General features: G+C 72.8%; 17 protein-coding genes. 13 read left to right on the top strand and 4 right to left on the bottom strand.

Annotated elements, in window-relative coordinates; all coding sequences use genetic code 11:
• Window positions 1-141: 141 nt before the first annotated feature.
• From rpsB to ACZ6Q9_RS07700, 7 genes are all read left to right on the top strand, one after another.
• Window positions 142-987, top strand: coding sequence for a 30S ribosomal protein S2 (gene rpsB / locus ACZ6Q9_RS07670; protein ID WP_350704894.1), 846 nt, complete (start codon window positions 142-144; stop codon window positions 985-987).
• A gap of 135 nt (window positions 988-1,122) precedes the next feature.
• Entirely contained in the window at window positions 1,123-1,950 is an 828-nt protein-coding gene (gene tsf / locus ACZ6Q9_RS07675) for a translation elongation factor Ts (protein WP_357695217.1), read from the top strand.
• A gap of 163 nt (window positions 1,951-2,113) precedes the next feature.
• Window positions 2,114-2,881: a UMP kinase gene (gene pyrH / locus ACZ6Q9_RS07680; RefSeq protein ID WP_357453337.1), complete on the top strand. Its 768-nt coding sequence runs from the start codon at window positions 2,114-2,116 to the stop codon at window positions 2,879-2,881.
• 78 nt (window positions 2,882-2,959) lie between these two features.
• On the top strand, window positions 2,960-3,517 hold the full coding sequence (frr, locus tag ACZ6Q9_RS07685; protein WP_091096739.1) for a ribosome recycling factor: 558 nt from the start codon (window positions 2,960-2,962) through the stop codon (window positions 3,515-3,517).
• A 307-nt stretch (window positions 3,518-3,824) separates the two neighbouring features.
• Complete coding sequence (locus tag ACZ6Q9_RS07690) at window positions 3,825-5,036, top strand: phosphatidate cytidylyltransferase (RefSeq protein WP_396828288.1); 1,212 nt, start codon at window positions 3,825-3,827, stop codon at window positions 5,034-5,036.
• Between the two features lie 104 nt (window positions 5,037-5,140).
• Complete coding sequence (rlmN, locus tag ACZ6Q9_RS07695; protein WP_357453331.1) at window positions 5,141-6,289, top strand: dual-specificity RNA methyltransferase RlmN; 1,149 nt, start codon at window positions 5,141-5,143, stop codon at window positions 6,287-6,289.
• Between the two features lie 31 nt (window positions 6,290-6,320).
• Window positions 6,321-7,802 (top strand): DivIVA domain-containing protein, encoded by a 1,482-nt coding sequence (locus tag ACZ6Q9_RS07700; protein ID WP_396828285.1) that lies wholly within the window; start codon window positions 6,321-6,323, stop codon window positions 7,800-7,802.
• Between the two features lie 100 nt (window positions 7,803-7,902).
• Here the strand turns inward: ACZ6Q9_RS07700 and ACZ6Q9_RS07705 are convergent, their stop codons facing one another.
• Complete coding sequence (locus ACZ6Q9_RS07705) at window positions 7,903-8,124, bottom strand: DUF2631 domain-containing protein (RefSeq protein WP_393266697.1); 222 nt, start codon at window positions 8,122-8,124, stop codon at window positions 7,903-7,905.
• Window positions 8,125-8,394: 270 nt separating this feature from the next.
• Between ACZ6Q9_RS07705 and ACZ6Q9_RS07710 the strand changes: the two genes are divergently transcribed.
• Together ACZ6Q9_RS07710 and ACZ6Q9_RS07715 are read left to right on the top strand one after the other, a co-directional pair.
• A complete protein-coding gene (locus ACZ6Q9_RS07710; RefSeq protein ID WP_396828283.1) occupies window positions 8,395-9,984 on the top strand; it encodes a Rieske 2Fe-2S domain-containing protein in 1,590 nt (529 codons plus the stop codon).
• Between the two features lie 107 nt (window positions 9,985-10,091).
• Window positions 10,092-10,745 carry a TMEM175 family protein gene (locus ACZ6Q9_RS07715; protein WP_396828427.1) on the top strand — a complete coding sequence of 218 codons (654 nt, stop codon included), beginning with the start codon at window positions 10,092-10,094 and terminating at the stop codon, window positions 10,743-10,745.
• Here ACZ6Q9_RS07715 and ACZ6Q9_RS07720 read toward each other — a convergent pair.
• Window positions 10,726-12,321 carry a phytoene desaturase family protein gene (locus ACZ6Q9_RS07720; RefSeq protein WP_393266691.1) on the bottom strand — a complete coding sequence of 532 codons (1,596 nt, stop codon included), beginning with the start codon at window positions 12,319-12,321 and terminating at the stop codon, window positions 10,726-10,728. The two genes, ACZ6Q9_RS07715 and ACZ6Q9_RS07720, sit on opposite strands and share 20 nt — an antisense overlap.
• A gap of 61 nt (window positions 12,322-12,382) precedes the next feature.
• Window positions 12,383-13,096, bottom strand: a complete 714-nt coding sequence (locus ACZ6Q9_RS07725) for a TetR/AcrR family transcriptional regulator (protein ID WP_396828281.1) — start codon at window positions 13,094-13,096, stop codon at window positions 12,383-12,385.
• 103 nt (window positions 13,097-13,199) lie between these two features.
• Here ACZ6Q9_RS07725 and ACZ6Q9_RS07730 point away from each other — a divergent pair, with 103 nt between their 5' ends.
• Entirely contained in the window at window positions 13,200-15,374 is a 2,175-nt protein-coding gene (locus ACZ6Q9_RS07730; RefSeq protein ID WP_396828279.1) for an MMPL family transporter, read from the top strand.
• Window positions 15,375-15,498: 124 nt separating this feature from the next.
• Here ACZ6Q9_RS07730 and ACZ6Q9_RS07735 read toward each other — a convergent pair whose 3' ends face one another.
• Window positions 15,499-16,338 carry a YhjD/YihY/BrkB family envelope integrity protein gene (locus ACZ6Q9_RS07735; protein WP_393451722.1) on the bottom strand — a complete coding sequence of 280 codons (840 nt, stop codon included), beginning with the start codon at window positions 16,336-16,338 and terminating at the stop codon, window positions 15,499-15,501.
• Between the two features lie 51 nt (window positions 16,339-16,389).
• On the opposite strand from ACZ6Q9_RS07735, the gene ACZ6Q9_RS07740 reads away from it, so the two are divergent.
• From ACZ6Q9_RS07740 to ACZ6Q9_RS07750, 3 genes are all read left to right on the top strand, one after another.
• The gene (locus tag ACZ6Q9_RS07740) at window positions 16,390-16,614 is read left to right on the top strand and encodes a hypothetical protein (protein WP_396828277.1); all 225 of its coding nucleotides are present in this window, start codon (window positions 16,390-16,392) and stop codon (window positions 16,612-16,614) included.
• Between the two features lie 104 nt (window positions 16,615-16,718).
• A complete protein-coding gene (locus tag ACZ6Q9_RS07745; RefSeq protein ID WP_393267008.1) occupies window positions 16,719-17,225 on the top strand; it encodes a YcxB family protein in 507 nt (168 codons plus the stop codon).
• Window positions 17,226-17,402: 177 nt separating this feature from the next.
• Window positions 17,403-18,068, top strand: coding sequence for a Uma2 family endonuclease (locus tag ACZ6Q9_RS07750; RefSeq protein ID WP_357693929.1), 666 nt, complete (start codon window positions 17,403-17,405; stop codon window positions 18,066-18,068).
• The last annotated feature ends 35 nt before the right edge of the window (window positions 18,069-18,103 follow it).

Here is an 18,103-nt window from a genome sequence, read left to right on the forward strand (position 1 = left end):
CGCGCCCTCTCCACGAGTCGTCGTGGGGCGACGGCCTCCCTGGTCCCGATCTTGGTCGGGCCCGTCATGGCCGGCGACCGGGCGCCAGGACGCCCGGCCGCCGGCCGGGCGGGACAACCAGGGACGCAAGGAGTACCCACCATGGCCGTCGTGACCATGCGCCAGCTGCTGGAGAGCGGTGTCCACTTCGGGCACCAGACCCGACGCTGGAACCCGAAGATGAAGCGCTTCATCTTCACCGAGCGCAACGGTATCTACATCATCGACCTGCGCCAGACCCTCGACTACATCGAGAAGGCCTACGACTTCGTGCGCGGGACCGTCGCCGAGGGTGGCAGCATCCTCTTCGTCGGCACCAAGAAGCAGGCCCAGGAGGCCATCGCCGAGCAGGCGACCCGGGTCGGCCAGCCGTACGTCAACCACCGCTGGCTCGGCGGCATGCTGACCAACTTCCAGACGGTGTACAAGCGGCTGCAGCGGATGAAGGAGCTGGAGGCCCTGGGTGACCTGAGCGGCACGGCCGCCGGTTACACCAAGAAGGAGACCCTGCAGCTCTCCCGCGAGAAGGACAAGCTGACCCGCACCCTCGGCGGTCTGCGGGACATGCAGAAGCTCCCGGCCGCGATCTGGGTGGTCGACACCAAGAAGGAGCACATCGCCGTCGACGAGGCCCGCAAGCTGGGCATCCCGGTGATCGCGGTGCTCGACACCAACTGCGACCCGGACGAGGTCGACTTCCCGATCCCGGGTAACGACGACGCGATCCGCTCGGCGGAGCTGCTGACCAAGGTCGTGGCCGCCGCCGTCGCCGACGGCCTGATCGCCCGCTCCGGCCGTCGTCGGGGCACCGACGAGAAGCCGGAGCCGGGTGTGGCCTCCGACGAGCCGCTGGCCGAGTGGGAGCGCGAGCTGCTCGAGGAGCCGAAGAAGGCCGACGAGCAGCAGGGGCAGCCGGCCGAGCAGCCGGCGACCGCCGCCGCGGAGTGACCGCGCCGCCGCTTCCCCGCCGTCCGTTTTTTCGGACGGCGGGGAGCGGCCGGTACGCCGGGCACGTCGCGCCCGGATCCGGGTAACCGACACCAGGACCAACCCACCCGCAGTCTCAACACCGAAGAGAGAGCCATGTCCAACTTCACCGCCGCGGACGTCAAGAAGCTCCGCGACCTCACCGGCGCCGGCATGATGGACTGCAAGAAGGCGCTGACCGAGGCCGAGGGCGACTTCGACAAGGCCGTCGAGATCCTGCGCGTCAAGGGCGCCAAGGACGTCGGCAAGCGGGCCGGCCGCACGGCCGCCAACGGTCTGATCGCCCACTCCGGCCAGGCGCTGCTCGAGCTCAACTGCGAGACCGACTTCGTCGCCAAGACCGACGCCTTCATCGAGCTGGCCCAGCGGCTGGTCGAGCACGGCGAGCGCAGCGGCGTCGGCACCGCCGAGGAGCTGCTCGCCACCGAGCTGGACGGCAAGACCGTCGCCGACCTGGTCCAGGAGCAGTCCGCCAAGATCGGCGAGAAGCTGGTCCTCAACCGGTTCGCCAAGCTCGACGGCACCACCGCCGTCTACCTGCACCGCAAGAGCCAGGACCTGCCCCCGGCGGTCGGCGTGCTCGTGCAGTACGCGGGCAAGACCGACGAGGCCGGCGACGCCGACGCGCGTGCCGTCGCCATGCAGATCGCCGCGATGCGGCCGAAGTACCTCACCCGTGACGAGGTGCCGGCCGACGTCGTCGAGTCCGAGCGGCGCATCGCCGAGCAGACCGCCCGCGAGGAGAACAAGCCCGAGGCGGCCCTGCCGAAGATCGTCGAGGGTCGGGTGAACGCCTTCTTCAAGGACTACGTCCTGGTCGAGCAGGCGTCGGTCGCCGACAACAAGAAGACGGTGAAGCAGATGCTGGCCGAGGCCGGCATCGAGGTCACCCGTTTCGTGCGGTTCGAGGTCGGCCAGGCCTGAGCCGCCCCGGGGCGCGTCGTGCGCCCGCGGGAAGGGTAAACGTCGACGAGGAGGCCGCCGGTGTACGTGACAGGCACCGCGGCCTCCTTGTCACATAGGGTCGGCTACGGCAGTTTCGCGGTACGCGGCGTACGGGACGTGCGCATGGGGAAGGGCGGGGCGGATGACGCAGGTTGTGAGTAACCGGAGTCTGGCGGCGGACGATCCGACGGCGCCGCCCCCCGGCCGGGCCCGACGGGTGGTGCTGAAGCTCTCCGGCGAGGTGTTCGGCGGGGGCGCGGTCGGCGTGGACCCGGACGTGGTGCAGGCCGTCGCCCGGCAGATCGCCACCGTGGTGCGCCGCGGTGTGCAGGTCTCGGTGGTGGTCGGCGGCGGCAACTTCTTCCGGGGCGCCGAGCTGCAGAAGCGCGGCATGGACCGGGCTCGGGCCGACTACATGGGCATGCTCGGCACCGTGATGAACTGCCTCGCGCTGCAGGACTTCCTGGAGAAGGAGGGCGTCGAGACGCGCGTGCAGAGCGCGATCACGATGGCCCAGGTCGCTGAGCCCTACATCCCGCTGCGCGCCATCCGGCACCTGGAGAAGGGGCGCGTGGTGATCTTCGGCGCGGGCGCCGGCATGCCGTACTTCTCCACCGACACGGTGGCCGCCCAGCGCGCCCTGGAGATCCGCGCCGACGTGGTGCTGATGAGCAAGAACGGCGTGGACGGCGTCTACACCGCCGACCCGCGGGTCGACCCGACCGCCAGCAAGTTCGACTCGATCACCTTCTCCGAGGTGCTGCGCCGCAACCTGCGGGTCGCGGACGCCGCCGCGTTCAGCCTGTGCATGGAGAACGGCCTGCCGATGCTGGTCTTCGGCGCGCAGGGCGACGACACCATCATCCGGGCCGTGGGTGGCGAAAAGATCGGCACCCTGATCACCGCCTGAGCGGGTCTCGCGACCGCGTTCAGCGGTTCCTCCGACACGACAAGCCACGACGAGCACAAGAAGGAGGCGAGGAGACCGGTGATCGACGACACCCTCCTCGAGGCCGAGGAGAAGATGGAGCGTGCGATCGAGCACGCCAAGGAGGAGTTCGGCGCGATCCGCACCGGTCGCGCCAACGCCGCCATGTTCTCCAAGATCATCATTGACTACTACGGCAGCCCCACCCCGCTGCCCCAGATGGCGTCCATCGGCGTGCCCGAGCCGCGCATGGTGATCATCAAGCCGTACGACAACTCGCAGATCAACGCCATGGAGAAGGCGATCCGCGACTCCGACCTCGGCGCGAACCCGAACAACGAGGGCAACCAGCTCCGCATCCTGCTCCCGCAGATGACCGAGGAGCGCCGCCGCGACATGATCAAGGTCGCCCGGCACAAGGGTGAGGAGGCCAAGGTGGCCATCCGCAACATCCGTCGCAAGGGCAAGGAGGAGCTCGACCGGCTCGTCAAGGACGGCGAGGTCGGCGAGGACGACGGCCGGCGCGCGGAGAAGGAGCTCGACGACCTGACCCAGCGCTACGTCGCCGCCGTCGACGAGCTGGTGAAGCACAAGGAGAACGAGCTCCTCGAGGTGTGAGACCGTACGCCGGTCACCACCGGCGACGACGACACCGTGGCACCGGCGCCGCCGCCCGCACCCGGGTGGCGGGGTCCGGTGCCATCGTCGTTGCGCCCGCCGCCCGGGGGCGGGCGCGGGACACGGTCCGGCGTGGGGACACGACGGGTGCAGTAGGCTCGGCACGATTCCCGGCCACCCTGCGGTGAACGGTGGGGATCGGCCGGCCGTCGGGCGGGTCAACCGGACGGAACAGTCGCGCGGGTAGGGGAATGGTTGTGGTTGTGCGTCATGCGGTGGATCTCGTGCCGGGCCCGTTAGGTGCGTGATGTCCCACCTCGACCCCTACGGCAGCGCCGAGCCCCGCGGCTGGGACCGCCCCGACCGCCCCGCCCCTGCCCTGCCCTGGCCGGAGCCCGAGATGGAGCCCGGCCAGTGGCACCGCCGGCCCGGCGTCGCCCCTGACGTGTACGCCGAGCCGCACACCCGCGCCCGCCCACAGGTCGACGCCCACTCCGAGCCGGGGAGTGCGGACCGTGCCCCGTACGACCCCCCGGCCGGGACGAACGGTCACCACCCGGACGACTCCGAGTACCCGACGACCCAACTGGAACCGGTGCGGGACGCCGAGCCGGAGCCGGAGCCCGCGCGGGCCCCGGGCCGGCGGCAGCCCGGCCGACGCCGGGCCAGCGTCGACCGGCCCCCGACGCAGCAGCCCGCATCGAGTCGGGCCGGGCGCAACCTGCCGGCCGCCATCGCGGTCGGCGTGGCCCTCGGCGCCCTGATCGTGGTCCCGCTGTTCTTCTACCGGCCCGCCTTCCTGCTGGTGGTGGCCGGCGCGGTCGCGGTCGGCAGCTGGGAGATGGCCCGGGCGGTGCGCCGCAGCGGTGCCCACCCGCCGCTGGTGCCCCTGATTGCCGGCGGGGTGCTCACCGTCGGGCTGGCCTGGTTCGCCGGTCCCGACGCGCTCAGCCTCGGCCTGCTGGTCACCGTGCTCGGGACGATGGTCTGGCGGCTCGGCGACGGGCCGCGCGGCTTCCAGCGCGACCTGACCGCCGCCACCCTGATCGCCGTGTACGTGCCGTTCCTCGGCGGGTTCGCCGCGCTGCTGGCGGCGGCGCCGGACGACGGCCACCTGCGGGTGCTCGTGACGCTGGTCGCGGTGGTGCTCTCCGACACCGGCGGGTACGCCGCCGGCGTCAGCTTCGGCAAGCATCCGATGGCCCCCTCGGTGAGCCCGAAGAAGTCCTGGGAGGGCTTCGCCGGCTCGGTCACGGCCGCAGCGCTGGGCAGCGCCCTGCTGCTCTGGTTGCTTCTCGACGTGGCCCCGTGGTGGGGCGCGCTCTTCGGGCTGGCGGTCTCCGGTGCGGCCGTCCTCGGTGACCTCGCCGAGTCCATGATCAAGCGGGACCTCGGGGTCAAGGACATGAGCAACCTGCTCCCCGGGCACGGCGGCCTGATGGATCGGCTCGACTCGATCCTCTTCGCGCTGCCGACCGCGTACCTGCTGCTGGCGGTCTTCGTCCCGGTGCTGGAGTGAGGCGTGAATCACCGGCCGTCGCGGGCCCCGGCCGGGCGGCGGGGGGCGATTCGGCACCTCCGGACAGGTGCGTCGGCCGTCCGGCGTGACAGACTGGACCCGCCATGACGAGCCTGCCCCTGATCCCCGCAGACCCCGACGCCCCCGGGCGCCGGCCCGCGATGCCTCCCCGTCACCTCGCCGACCTCGACCTCGCCGGCCGCCGCGCGCTGGTCGCCGAGCTGGGGGAGCCGGCGTTCCGCGCCAAGCAGGTCTCCACCCACTACTTCGGTCGCCTGGTACGCGATCCCGCGCAGATGACCGACCTCCCGGCCGCCGCCCGGGACAGGCTCGCCGACCAGCTCCTGCCGCGCCTGCTCACCCCGGTCCGCGAGCTGGCCTGCGACGACGGCGCGACCCGCAAGGCGCTCTGGCGCCTGCACGACGGCTCGCTGGTGGAGAGCGTGCTGATGGGCTACCCGGACCGGGTCACCGTCTGCATCTCCAGCCAGGCCGGCTGCGGCATGGCCTGCCCGTTCTGCGCCACCGGCCAGGCCGGGCTGACCCGCAACCTGTCCACCGCCGAGATCGTCGACCAGGCGGTCTACCTGGCCGGCGTGGCCGCCTCCGGCGCGGTGGCAGGCTCGCCGCCCCGCCTGTCGCACGTCGTCTTCATGGGTATGGGCGAGCCGCTGGCCAACTACTCCCGGGTGATCGCGGCGATCCGCCGGCTCGTCGCACCGGCGCCGGAGGGGCTGGGGCTGTCGCAGCGTCACATCACCGTCTCCACGGTCGGCCTCGTGCCGGCCATCCGCCGACTGGCCAGCGAAGACCTCTCGGTGACCCTTGCGTTGTCGCTACACGCCCCCGATGATGAGCTGCGCGACGAACTCGTGCCGGTCAACCAGCGCTGGAAGGTGTCCGAGGTGCTGGACGCAGCGTGGGACTACGCGGCAACGACGGGGCGCCGCGTGTCGATCGAGTACGCGATGATCAAGGACGTGAACGACCAGCCGTGGAGAGCCGATCTGCTCGGGCGGCTGCTGGCCGGGAAGCTGGCCCACGTGAACCTCATCCCGCTCAATCCGACTCCGGGCAGCCGGTGGGACGCCAGCCCGAAGCCGGTCGAGCGGGAGTTCGTCCGGCGGTTGCGTGAGGCCGGGGTGTCGACGACGGTGCGGGACACCCGGGGTCGCGAGATCGACGGAGCGTGTGGGCAGCTCGCCGCCGCCGTCGACAACAGGGACACCGACCGGACCGGGGAGACTGCGTGACCGGGCGTAGCGAACGAGACCAGGAGACATAGTGGCGAGTCAGGGTCAGCGTTTCCGGCGTAAGGCGCTCCGCCGGGGATACAAGGTCGACGAGGTCGACGCCTTCCTGGACCGGGTCGAGGCGACGCTCGACGGTCAGCCGGTCGGCGCCCCCGTGGCCTCCCAGGAGGTCCACGACGTCGTCTTCCGGGTCCGCTTCAACGGCTACGACGAGTGGCAGGTCGACCTGCACCTGGACCGGGTCGAGCGGCAGCTGGCCGAGTTGGAGGAGCGCGGCGGCGTCGGTGGCCGCGGCGGCGACCCCCGGGCCGGCGATCGGCTGGGCCCCCCGGATCGGATGGGCCCGCCGGACCAGATGGGCCCGCCGGATCGGTTCGGCCCGCCGGACCAGATGGGGCCGCCGGATCGGATGGGCCCGCCGGACCGGTTCGGCCCGCCGGACCAGATGGGGCCGCCGGATCGGATGGGGCCGCCGGATCGGATGGGCCCGCCGGATCGGATGGGCCCGCCGGATCGGATGGGCCCGCCGGACCGGTTCGGCCTGCCGGACCAGATGGGGCCGCCGGATCGGATGGGCCCGCCGGACCGGTTCGGCCCGCCGGACCAGATGGGGCCGCCGATGCGCGACGATCGCGGCATGCCTCCCGGTCCGCAGCCGATGCCGCCCCGGCCGATGCCCGCCCAGGCCGGCCCGTCCGCCGACCGCTACGGCCGCTACGACGAGCCGACCGGCGCCTTCGCCGGGGGCTACGACGGCCCCCGGGGTGGCTACGAGCCGCCCCGCGGCCCGGGCGGCCCCGGCCCGATGGGTCCGGGCGCGCCGATGGGCCACGGCGGCCCGCCCCCGCGCGGCCTGCCCGCCGGCTCCGGTGGCTACGGCGACGGTCCGGGTGGCTACGGTGACGGCCCCGGCGGCTACGGTGACGGTCCGGGTGGCTACGGCCCCGGTGGTTACGGCGACGGCCCCGGTGGCTACGGCGACGGTCCGGGCGGCTACGGCGACGAGCCGCGCTTCGACGGCTTCGAGGCCGGCCGGCACGGGCGCACCGACATGACCGCCGAGATCCGGATGCCCGAGCGGGAGTTGCGCGACCTGCGGGGCCGGGGCCCGGCCGGGCCGCCCCCGCAGCAGGGCTTCGGCGGCCCGCCGCCGGTGGCCGGCCCGCCGGTCGGTGGTCCTCCGGTTGGTGGCCCGCCGGTTGGTGGCCCGCCGGTCGGTGGCCCGCCGCCGGTGGCCGGCCCGCCGATGGCCGGCCCGCCCGGCAGCGACCTCTACCGCGTCGACCAGATCCGCCGCAGCTTCCAGGTGCGCCGGTTCGGCAGCGGGTACGACCCGGACCAGGTCGACCGGTTCTTCGAGACCCTGCTCGGCGGCATGCAGGGGCGCAACCCGATGCCGGTGAACCCGAAGGAACTGGACACGCTGCGCTTCGGGCTGGTGCCCGGCGGCTACTTCGAGGCCGAGGTCGACGCCGCGCTCAAGGACGTGCAGGACATCCTGTTCCGCCGCTGACCCGCGTACGACGAGGGCCCGCTTCCCCGGTCGGGGGCGGGCCCTCGTGCGTGTCGTCTCCGGTGCGCGGACCGGCTCGACGCCGGCTGACGGGGTGCGGTCAGGACCGCAGGCCGTTGCGCCGCAGCACGGTGTCGCCGATGACGATGACCAGCAGCAGGACGGCCAGGCCGATCAGCCAGATGTCCTCGACCCTGCCCTCGTGGTTGCCGCAGAGCATCGCCAGCAGCACCAGCGCGGAGAGGACCGCGCCGATTCGCCCGGACTTGCGGTGCCCCGGCTTGTGCTGGTCTGGCGACGTTACCGGCTCGCTTCCTGCCACTGTCGGTCCTTCCCTCGCGATCGGATCTCCGGTTAGTCTGGCACGCCCCGTGCCAGGCTCGGCGCTGGGTCCGGTCGGATGGGGCGGACCGCACGATCCGCGCCGACGGCCGGGCGCCGGCCCGAACGGCCCTCGCGTACGGCCGGGTGGGTCCAAGGTCCCGGCGGTGTCGGGCGTAACGGCACTACCGGCGTCGCGGGTCGCTCGCCAGACTGCCTCCGGTAGCGTTTCGGACGTACACCTTTTGTTTGTCTTCGAGGGGGAACTGCGGTGCGAGTGACCGGTACGGGACACGCCAGCATGCGGATCGACACGGCCGCGGGCAGCATCCTGTGCGACCCGTGGGTCAACCCGGCCTATTTCGCGTCGTGGTTCCCGTTTCCGGACAACTCCCAGCTCGACTGGGAGACCCTCGGCGACGTCGACTACCTCTACGTCTCCCACCTGCACCGGGACCACTTCGACGCGGCGCACCTGAAGAACTTCGTGTCGAAGTCGGCCACCGTGCTGCTGCCCGCGTTCCCCACCTCCGAGATGGAGGACGAGCTGCGGGAGTTGGGCTTCACGAAGTTCCTGAAGGCGCCGAACGAGCAGGTCGTCGAGCTGGACGGCGGCCTGAAGGTCATGATCCAGGCGCTGACCAGCCCGACCGACGGCCCGATCGGCGACTCGTCGCTGTGGGTGGAGTACGACGGGGTCCGGCTGCTCAACCAGAATGACGCCCGCCCCACCGACCTGAGCGTCTTCGCCGAGCTGGGCCACGTGCACGCGCACATGCTCCAGTTCTCCGGCGCGATCTGGTACCCGATGGTCTACGAGCTGCCGCAGGCGGCGAAGACAGCGTTCGGCAAGCAGAAGCGGGACCGGCAGTTCGACCGTACCTGGCGCTACATCGACGACCTGAAGGCCGACCACGTCTTCCCGATCGCCGGCCCGCCCTGCTTCCTCGACGACGAGCTGTGGCAGTTCAACGACATCCACGGCGACGAGGGCAACATCTTCCCCGACCAGTCGGTCTTCCTCAGCGAGTACGCGAAGGTCGGCGGCACCAACGGCATCGTGCTGCTCCCGGGCAGCGTCGCCGAGATCACCACCGAGAGCTGCGAGACCGTCCACCCGGTGCCGGTGGAGGAGTTCTTCGCGAACAAGGTCGCGCACCTGGAGGAGATGCGGGAACGCAAGCGGCCGGTCATCGAGGCGGAGAAGGCGTCCTGGCGGCACCCCGAGGTGGACGTGCTCGGCGAGATGAAGCGCCGGATCGAGCCGCTGCTGGACGAGTCGATCTACCTGGCCAAGGGGGTCGGCGGGCCGGTCCGCTTCGACCTGGTCGGCACCGACAGCTCAGGCGGGGAGACGATCGAGTCGATCGTGGTGGACTTCCCGGGCAAGGAGGTCCGGCCGTACGCGGACGAGAAGGTCCGCTACCGGTTCCGCACCGAGCGGGCGCTGGTCGAGCACCTGCTGCACATCGGCGAGGTGGACTGGGTCAACTCCCTCTTCCTCTCCTGCCGCTTCTCCGCCGCCCGGATCGGGCAGTACAACGAGTTCGTCTACGCGTTCTTCAAGTGCCTCTCCGAGGAGCGGCTCCAGTACGCCGAGGGCTGGTACGACGAGCACGAGCGGGCCGTCGACGCCGAGGACATCACCCTCGACGGCTGGGTGGTGCAGCGCCGCTGCCCGCACCTCAAGGCGGACCTGAGCCGCTTCGGGATCGTGGACGGCGACCAGCTCACCTGCCAGCTGCACGGGTGGAAGTTCGACCTGTCCAGCGGCCGCTGCCTGACCAGCGTCGGCCACAAGATCCGCGCGCACCGGGCCGACGCGGAGACCCCCGCTCCCGCCGGCGAGGCGATCAGCTGAGTTTTCCTCCGCCCGCCGCCCCCGCCGGGCGACCATCAGGTCGGGAAGGGGGCGGCGTGGCGGACGGCGCGGGCAGGGACGGCTACCGGTACGCGCGCGACCGGGAGATGACCCGGGACGCCTCCCGGGTGGAGACGTTCAGCGACGGCGTCTTCGCGGTCGTGCTGACGGTGATGGCCGTCGAACTGCTCCAGAACGGGCCGGCCCGGGACCCCGGGCGGCAGCTCCCCGACGCCCTCGTCCAGGCCTGGCCGACCTACCTGGCGTACGTGATCACCTTCGGGATCGCCGGCCAGATCTGGCTCGGCCACCACAACATGTGGCGGTACGTGGTCCGCGTCGACCAGGCGCTGCTCATGTTCAACCTGCTCGTGCTGCTCTTCGTGGCGGCGATCCCGTTCACCGCCGACCTGCTGGCGGACAACCTGCGCGGCAGCGGAACCGAGCAGCGGCTGACGGCCGCCCTGTACCTCGGCACCGTGCTGGGCGAGTCGCTCTTCTTCAACCTGAGCTGGTGGTGGGCCCGCCGGCGCCGGCTGCTCCACCCCGGCCTGGACCCGGCGCTGGCCCGGGCGGTCTCGCGGCGGCTGGTGGTGCGCCCGCTGCTCTACACGGTCGCCTTCGCCTTCGTCTTCGTCGACCCGATCCTCAGCCTGCTGCTCTACCTGCTGCTGCTCGTCGGCCTGTCCCTCGTCCGCCGCCCCGGCGACCTGCCTCGCTCCGCCGGGGCCGGCGGCGAGGTCAGCGGCCGAGATCGGTGAGGATGCGGCGGGCGGCGTTGTGGCCGGCGGCGCCGATGACGCTGCCGGCGGGGTGGCAGCCGGCGCTGCCGGCGTAGACGCCGTCGACGCCGGTGGCGTACGGCATCCGGTCGGTGAACGAGACGGTGTTGTCGACGTGGTGGATGTGCCCGCCGGTGATGCCGAAGTGCGCCTCGATGCCGGGCGGGGGCAGCGGCACCGCGTCCGCGATCAGGTCGGCCGTGCCGGGGGCGTACCGCTCGCAGATCCCGACCAGCCGCTCCACGTACCCGGGCAGCGCCTCGTCCCAGGTCGTGCCGGCCAGCTCGTAGGGCACCGACTGGACGAAGAGCGCCGAGGAGTGGTGCCCCCGCCCGTCCGACAGCGACGGGTCGACGGTGGTGTGCAGGTACCACTCGATCGTCGGCTCCTCGGGCAGCCGGCCCGCCTGGACGTCCGCCCACATCGCGCGCAGCGCCGCCATCGGCGACTCGCCGCCGCCGCCGATCAGCGACGTCGAGCCGGGCAGCAGGTGGATGGTCGACCCGAACGGGCTCGGCGCGTCCGCCGGCAGGCAGGAGAAGCGGGGCAGGCCGGTCAGCGCCAGGTTGAGCTTGAGGGTGGTGCCGGGGCGGCGGACCGCCGCCATCCGGTCGGCCAGCGGCGCCGGGAGCGCGCCGTCGGGCAGCAGGTCCATCAGCCGGTACGGGTCACACGCCCCGAGCACCACCCGGGCGCCCACCTCCCGCCCGTCGGCCAGGGCCACGCCGCTGGCCGCGCCGCCGGCCAGGGTGATCGCGCTGACCGGCGTGCCGGTCAGGATCGTCGCGCCGGCGGCCCGGGCGGCGTCGGCGAAGGTGCGGGAGACCGTGCCCATGCCGCCCTCGGCGATCATCCACGTGCCGTCGGAGCCGGGCAGGCGGCACATGTTGTGCACGAGGAAGTTGTGGCCGGTGCCGGGGTCGTCGGGGCCGGCGTTCAGCCCGGACAGGCCGTCGGTCACCGCGTACATGCTGAGCAGCAGCTCGGAGCGGAAGTCGAAGCGGGCGAGGTGGTCGGCGACCGAGCCGCGGACCAGGTCGACGAAGACCTGCCGCAGCGCCGGGCGGACGTACCGCTCGGCGGTCTCCTCGACCGGCAGCGGGTCGGCCAGCCAGACCGGCGCGAGGTCGGCGCGCAGCGCGGCCAGCTCGGCCTGGAGGGCGTCGTCGGCGGCCATGTCGGCGGGGGAGAAGAACTCCGCGAGCTGCGCCCGGGTGGCCGCGGTGTCGCTGCCGAACAGCAGGTACGGGGATCCCTTCGGGCCCGGGGTGGGCAGGAAGTAGTGCGGGTCGCGGCGCAGCACCGGGATGCGCACGTCCAGCGTGGCGAGCAGCTCCGGCGGCATCAACCCGAGCAGGTAGGAGCCGGTGGAGTGGCGCAGCCCGGGCACCTTCGGGAACGGGGTCTCCGTCCGGGTGGCCCCGCCGATCACGTCGGCGGCCTCCAGCACCAGCACGTCGAGCCCGGCGCGGGCGAGCAGGATCGCGGACACCAGACCGTTGTGCCCGGACCCGACGATCACCACGTCGGCCCGGGTCGGCAGCTCGTCGCTCATGCCGGGGGAGCCTAGTGCCCGCCGGCCCCGCCGGTCAGCCCTTCGCCGCCGGTCGCCGGTGTCAGTCAGCCGCCGGCGGATCGGCGCGCAGTTGGGCGGTGAACGCGGCCAGCTCCAGCTCGAACAGTGCCTCGGCCTCGGTGACCGCCCAGGCGAGCTGGCCGAAGACCTCCATGGCGACCAGCCCGTAGAGCCGGGTCCAGCCGGAGAGCAGGGCGTACGCGACCTCGATCGGCACCTCGCCGTGGCTGAGCCGTAGCGGCTCCAGCCGCCCGCCCAGGCGCTCCTGGAGCAGCTCGGCGGGCGGGGTGGGGAAGGGTGCGCGGTGCCAGAGCTCGAAGATCGGCTGCACGAAGACCGCGCCGAAGCGGGCGCCCGGGTGGTCTGGGTCGGCGCAGTCGTCGACGAAGACGTCCAGCCCGGGGGCCCGAGCGCCGAACATCAGCCCGAACTCGGTGGGGTGGGCCACCGACCAGGAGCGGAACGCGCGGCCCATGGCCAGCAACTGGTCGACCGGCTCGGCCCCGGCGTCGTCCCGGGCCGCCTCCAGCCGCAGCCGCAGCTCGTCGTAGAGGTCGCCGGCGAGCGCCGCGACCAGCGCCTCCAGGCTGGGGAAGTAGCGGTAGATGGCCGGCGCCGTCATGCCCATGTCCCGGGCGATGGCCCGCAACGAGACCGCCTCCACCCCGCCGGTCACCAACAGGCGCCGTGCCCCGTCCTTGATCTCGGCGACGGTCGCGGTGCGCAGGCGTTCGCGTCGGGACGGTGCGGGCATACAGCTAACCCCCTTGACCAAAGCGAACCCCGTTGCCATAGTTAACGGCGTTCACTCGAATGAGCGATGGTTACAGCTTAGCCGTCGACGGAGGGGGAGGCGAATGTTCGCCTGGTGGGGAAGAGCGGTGGTGCGGCTGCGTTGGGCGGTGCTGGCCGCCGCCCTGGTGGTGGTCGTGCTGGGCTCGACCTGGGGGGCCGGGGTCTTCGGGCAGTTGACCGGGGGTGGATACGACGACCCGGCGAGCGAGTCCAGCCGCGCCGCCGAGCGGATCACCGCCGAGCTGGGGCCGCAGGGCGCGGACCTGGTCGTGCTCTGGACCAGCGACGGGGCGACCGTCGACCAGCCGGCTTTCCGTGACCCGGTCACGGCCACCGTCACCGGCCTGCGGCAGCGCCCCGAGGTCACCAGTGTCGTCACCTGGTACGACACCCAGGCCCCCGCGCTGCTGTCGACCGACCGGCGCGCCACCTACGCGCTGGTCCAGCTCCGGGCCGCCGACGAGGACGCCAAGACCGCCGCGTACGAGGACCTGCGGCCAGCCCTGGCGACGCCCGGCGTACGGACCGAGGTCGGCGGCACGGTGGCGTTCCTGCACGAGTCGAACCGTCAGACCACTGAGGACATCACCCGGGCGGAGATCCTCTCCATGCCGGTGCTGCTGGTGCTGCTCGTGCTGATCTTCGGCGGGCTGGTGGCCGCGTCCACCCCGCTGCTGATCGGCGGGCTGGCCATCCTCGGCGCGTTCGTCGCCGTCCGGCTGGTCAACCTGGTCACCGACGTGTCGATCTTCGCCATCAACGTCATCACCCTGATCGGCCTGGGCATGGCGGTCGACTACGCCCTCTTCGTGGTCAGCCGGTTCCGCGAGGAGTTGGCCGCCGGCCACGACACGCCCGCCGCGATCCGCCGCACCATGACCACCGCCGGTCGTACGGTGCTGGTCTCCGGCCTCACCGTCGCGCTCGCCATGGCCAGCCTGCTGATCTTCCCGCAGGCGTTCCTGCGCTCGATGGGGCTCGGCGGGATGGCCGCCGTGCTGGTCGCCATGCTGGCGGCGCTGACCGTGCTGCCGGCCCTGATCGCGGTGCTCGGCCACCGGATCAACGCGCTGCGCGTACCGCTGCCGTGGCGGCGCCGGGCGCGGGTCGGGCGGCCGGCGGCGGGGGAGACGGGCGGCGCCTGGGCCCGGATCGCGCGCAGCGTGATGCGCCGCCCGGTGCGCTACCTGGTCGGCGTGATCCTGCTGCTCCTGCTGCTCGCCGCGCCGTTCCTGCGGATCACCTTCGGCGGCTTCGACGAGCGGGTGCTGCCGGCGGACGCCACGCCCCGGGTCGTCTCCGAGCGGATCGCCGCGGAGTTCCCCGGCGGCACGGTCGCGCCGATCGACGTGCTGGTGTCCGGGGCGTCCCCGGCGCAGGCGCGGCCCTTCGCCGACCGGGTGGCCGCCGTGCCGGGCGTGACCGGGGTGCAGGTGGCGGCCAGCCGGGGCACGTCGACGCTGCTGACGGTGACCTACCCCGGCGAGCCGACCGGCGACGTCGCCCAGGACGTGGTCCGGGCGCTGCGCGACCTGCCCGCCCCGGCCGGCGCGGAGGTGCTCGTCGGCGGCCGGCCCGGCGCCGACCGGGACCTGCTGGACAGCCTCGGCGACCGGCTGCCCTGGATGGCCCTGCTGATGGCCGCCGCGACCCTGGTCCTGCTCTTCCTCGCCTTCGGCTCGGTGGTGCTGCCGGTGAAGGCGGTTCTGATGAACCTGGTGTCGATCGGCGCCTCGTTCGGCGTGGTGGTCTGGATCTTCCAGGACGGGCACTTCGCCGACCTGCTCGGCTTCACCCCGACCGGGTTCATCGAGCCCAGCAACCCGATCCTCATGCTCGCCGTGCTCTTCGGGCTGGCGACCGACTACGAGGTGTTCCTGCTCTCCCGGGTGCGCGAGGAGTGGGACCGCAGCGGGGACAACGCCGCCTCGGTGGCCGCCGGGCTCCAGCACACCGGCCGGATCATCACCGCCGCCGCGCTGCTGCTGATCATCGTGGTGGCCGGCTTCGCCAGCGGCGCGATGGCGTACATCAAGCTCATCGGGATCGGCATGATCGTGGCGATCGTGGTGGACGCGACGCTGGTCCGGGCCCTGCTGGTGCCGGCCACCATGCGGCTGCTGGGCCGCTGGAACTGGTGGGCCCCCGGCCCGCTCGGCCGGGTCTACCGCCGCTACGGCATCCGCGAGGCGGCAGACCCGGAGCCGGCGCCCCGGGAGCCCGCCCTCACCCGCTGACCGGCCGTCGCCGGCATCCACCAGGGGGTCCGCGTCGGACGCGGACCCCCTGGTCGCTCATCCGGCGGTCGGGCGAACAGCTCCTGATCGCTCATTCGGCGGTTGGGTCAAACCTCCCGGTCGCTCATCCGGCGGGTCGGGCGCGGGCCGCCCGCCAGCGGGAGAGGGCGAGCGTGGCGGAGTAGCCCGCGAGCACGATCACGTGGAAGACATAGAGCCAGAGCAGGACGGCCACCCCCGCCCCGATCTCGTCGAAGCCCCCGAACGGCACGCCCAGGTCGATCGGGAGCGAGGCGAAGAGCACGAAGCCGTGCAGGAACCCGGACAGGTTCGCCGCGGTGAACGAGCCGACGCCCAGCGCGGAGAGCCAGTCCGGCGACGCCGGGCCGACCACCCGGAACACCCAGAGCAGCACCGGGGTGAGCACCAGCCAGACCGCCAGGAACGACAGCACCACGCCCAGCGCGCCGGCCAACCCGCCCTGGCGGACCAGCCGGGTCGTCGTCGGCAGCGCGACCAGGATCGACAGCAGCAGGGCCGGGGCCGGGGCGAGCAGGGGAAGCAGCAGCAGCCGCCCGCGCCAGCCCACCAGGGACTCGTCGCCGCGCCCGCCGGCCACCGAGACGAAGGCCCGGCGCAGCCCCTCGCCGTACAGGGACGCCGGCAGCAGCGACGCCAACGCCGGCAGCGTGGTCAACCCCACCCCGGCCTCGACCAGCGCGGCCACCGCGTGGGGCGCGCCGATCGCGTCCGGCAGCGTCGCCACGGCGTGCGACGTGAGCCGGCGGACCCGGTCGGCCCCCGCCACCAGCGAGGTCAGCCAGATCGCCAGCAGCGCCACCGGCACCACGGCGATCGCCCCGTAGAAGGTGATGGCAGCGGCGTGCAGCGACAGGTCCCGGCCGCGCAGCGGGCGGAACGCGGCACGGGTGATCCGCCTCGCCCGCTGCCAGCCCCCACCCATCGCGCTCTCGTTCCCCGCCGCGCCCCGCGCCACTCAATAGGATTACCCGCCATGACCGTGCTCACCACCGAGCGCCTGTTCGTGCGGGAGTGGACCACCGACCCGGCCGACCTGGCCCGGATCTTCGACCTCTACTCCCGGGCGGAGGTGACCCGCTGGCTGAACGCCCCCGGCCTGCCGCTGACCGGGAACTCGCCGCCGGCACCCGGGAGGTCTACGCGGTCGTGGCGCCCGGCAACGAGGCGTCGATGGCGGTGGCCCGCCGGCTCGGCATGACCCACGTCGGCCGCCGCACCGACTGGTACGGCGGCGAGGAGGTGGAGACCTTCGTGCGCCGCGCCGACGACGCCTGACGGCCCGCCGTATCCTCTCTCGGCGTGATGATCACTTTCGAGACGCAGCCGGACCGCCGCCGTCTCGTCGCCGGCCTGCGCCGGGCCTACCGCCGGACGCTGCTGCTGTTCCGGGTCTGCCCGTTCGTGACCCTGCTGCCGGCGCTGGCGGGGCTGGTCTTCGGGGACCTGCTCATGGCGGGCGGCTGGGCGCTGGTCGCGGCCGTGCTGGCGCTCGCCGGACCGCTGACGCTGCGGTCCCTGGTCCGCGCCAACTGGAAGATGTACGGCATCCCGATCACCTGGACCTTCACCGACGAGGGCGCCCGCAGCGTCAACGCCGTCAGCGACGGCACGCTGAGTTGGGCGGCGATCGAGCGGGTCGAGGCCATCCCCGGTCAGTTGCTGTTCTGGATCGGCCGGAGCCAGGTGTTCCCGGTGCCGGTCGACGGGCTGGCCGCGGCGGACCGGGAGCGGCTGCTCGCCTTCCTGCGCGGGCGAGGGCTGCTCACCGGCAACCCGGCGGCGCTGACCGGGCCCGTCGGTCAGAGGTGAGCGAGGCGACCGGCGAGATGCGGCGGGCTGGGAACGAACGGCCGCGTGCCCCAGCCCCGGAACTGTCATGTCGCCTCTTCCCGCCCGGCGTCGGACCGGGTGTGCGATGGCGTGCGGCGGGGGCTGCGGCGGCTAGGGTGGTCTGAGCAGAATGTCCCGCTGAGGGGGTGAGCCCGGATGGCCCAGGCAGCCTTCGCGCCCGAGCCGGCGCCGCAGTCCACCGAGCCGTCGTTCGACGTGTTGCGGTGGCGTGACGAGCCGTGGACCGCCCAGCTCGCCCTCGACCTGTTGCCGGAGACCAACGGCCCCAAGGTTGAGGTCCTGAGCGGAAGCGTGATCGTGACCCCGCACGCCGGAATCGACCACCAGTCGGTCGAACGTGAGCTGCCCTACCGTCTGCACCGTGCCGCCCGCAGGGCGGGCCTGTGGGTCTATCCCGAGATCAACGTGGTCTCGGGCGAGGACCTCTTCATCCCCGACATCGCCGTACTCCGGTCCTCTGGCGGCGGCCGGCCGGCCGTCGACATCGGTCAGGCCGTCCTGCTTGGCGAGATCGTGTCACCTGGCAACCGGCGCAAGGACGTAATCGACCGGCCGCGCGAGTACGCCGCCGTCGGTGTTCCCTTCTTCCTCCGGGTCGACCTGCGCAACCGGGTGCCGACCATCGCCCTGTTCGAGTTGGTCGAGGGGGAGTACCAGCCGGTGAGCGCGGCGGCGGCCGGCAGCACCTTCACCATGACCGAGCCCTTCGTGTTCGCCGTCGATCCGGCCGATCTCCTCGACGAGGAGGCACCCGAGGAAGGCGAAACGCCGCCGGAGGAGCAGGCCGACGCGGAGGGCTGAGGCTCCCAGCGGAGGCACAGGGATGGTGGGGAAGA

Source organism: Micromonospora sp. NPDC049139, assembly GCF_055586845.1.

What these genes read in the sequence shown, in the direction of transcription:
- rpsB (WP_350704894.1), top strand. Translation starts at nt 142, where the DNA reads ATGGCCGTCGTGACCATGCGCCAGCTGCTGGAGAGCGGTGTCCACTTC.
- tsf (WP_357695217.1), top strand. Translation starts at nt 1,123, where the DNA reads ATGTCCAACTTCACCGCCGCGGACGTCAAGAAGCTCCGCGACCTCACC.
- pyrH (WP_357453337.1), top strand. Translation starts at nt 2,114, where the DNA reads ATGACGCAGGTTGTGAGTAACCGGAGTCTGGCGGCGGACGATCCGACG.
- ACZ6Q9_RS07690 (WP_396828288.1), top strand. Translation starts at nt 3,825, where the DNA reads ATGTCCCACCTCGACCCCTACGGCAGCGCCGAGCCCCGCGGCTGGGAC.
- rlmN (WP_357453331.1), top strand. Translation starts at nt 5,141, where the DNA reads ATGACGAGCCTGCCCCTGATCCCCGCAGACCCCGACGCCCCCGGGCGC.
- ACZ6Q9_RS07715 (WP_396828427.1), top strand. Translation starts at nt 10,092, where the DNA reads ATGACCCGGGACGCCTCCCGGGTGGAGACGTTCAGCGACGGCGTCTTC.
- ACZ6Q9_RS07720 (WP_393266691.1), bottom strand. Translation starts at nt 12,321, where the DNA reads ATGAGCGACGAGCTGCCGACCCGGGCCGACGTGGTGATCGTCGGGTCC.
- ACZ6Q9_RS07725 (WP_396828281.1), bottom strand. Translation starts at nt 13,096, where the DNA reads ATGCCCGCACCGTCCCGACGCGAACGCCTGCGCACCGCGACCGTCGCC.
- ACZ6Q9_RS07730 (WP_396828279.1), top strand. Translation starts at nt 13,200, where the DNA reads ATGTTCGCCTGGTGGGGAAGAGCGGTGGTGCGGCTGCGTTGGGCGGTG.
- ACZ6Q9_RS07735 (WP_393451722.1), bottom strand. Translation starts at nt 16,338, where the DNA reads ATGGGTGGGGGCTGGCAGCGGGCGAGGCGGATCACCCGTGCCGCGTTC.
- ACZ6Q9_RS07740 (WP_396828277.1), top strand. Translation starts at nt 16,390, where the DNA reads ATGACCGTGCTCACCACCGAGCGCCTGTTCGTGCGGGAGTGGACCACC.
- ACZ6Q9_RS07745 (WP_393267008.1), top strand. Translation starts at nt 16,719, where the DNA reads ATGATCACTTTCGAGACGCAGCCGGACCGCCGCCGTCTCGTCGCCGGC.
- ACZ6Q9_RS07750 (WP_357693929.1), top strand. Translation starts at nt 17,403, where the DNA reads ATGGCCCAGGCAGCCTTCGCGCCCGAGCCGGCGCCGCAGTCCACCGAG.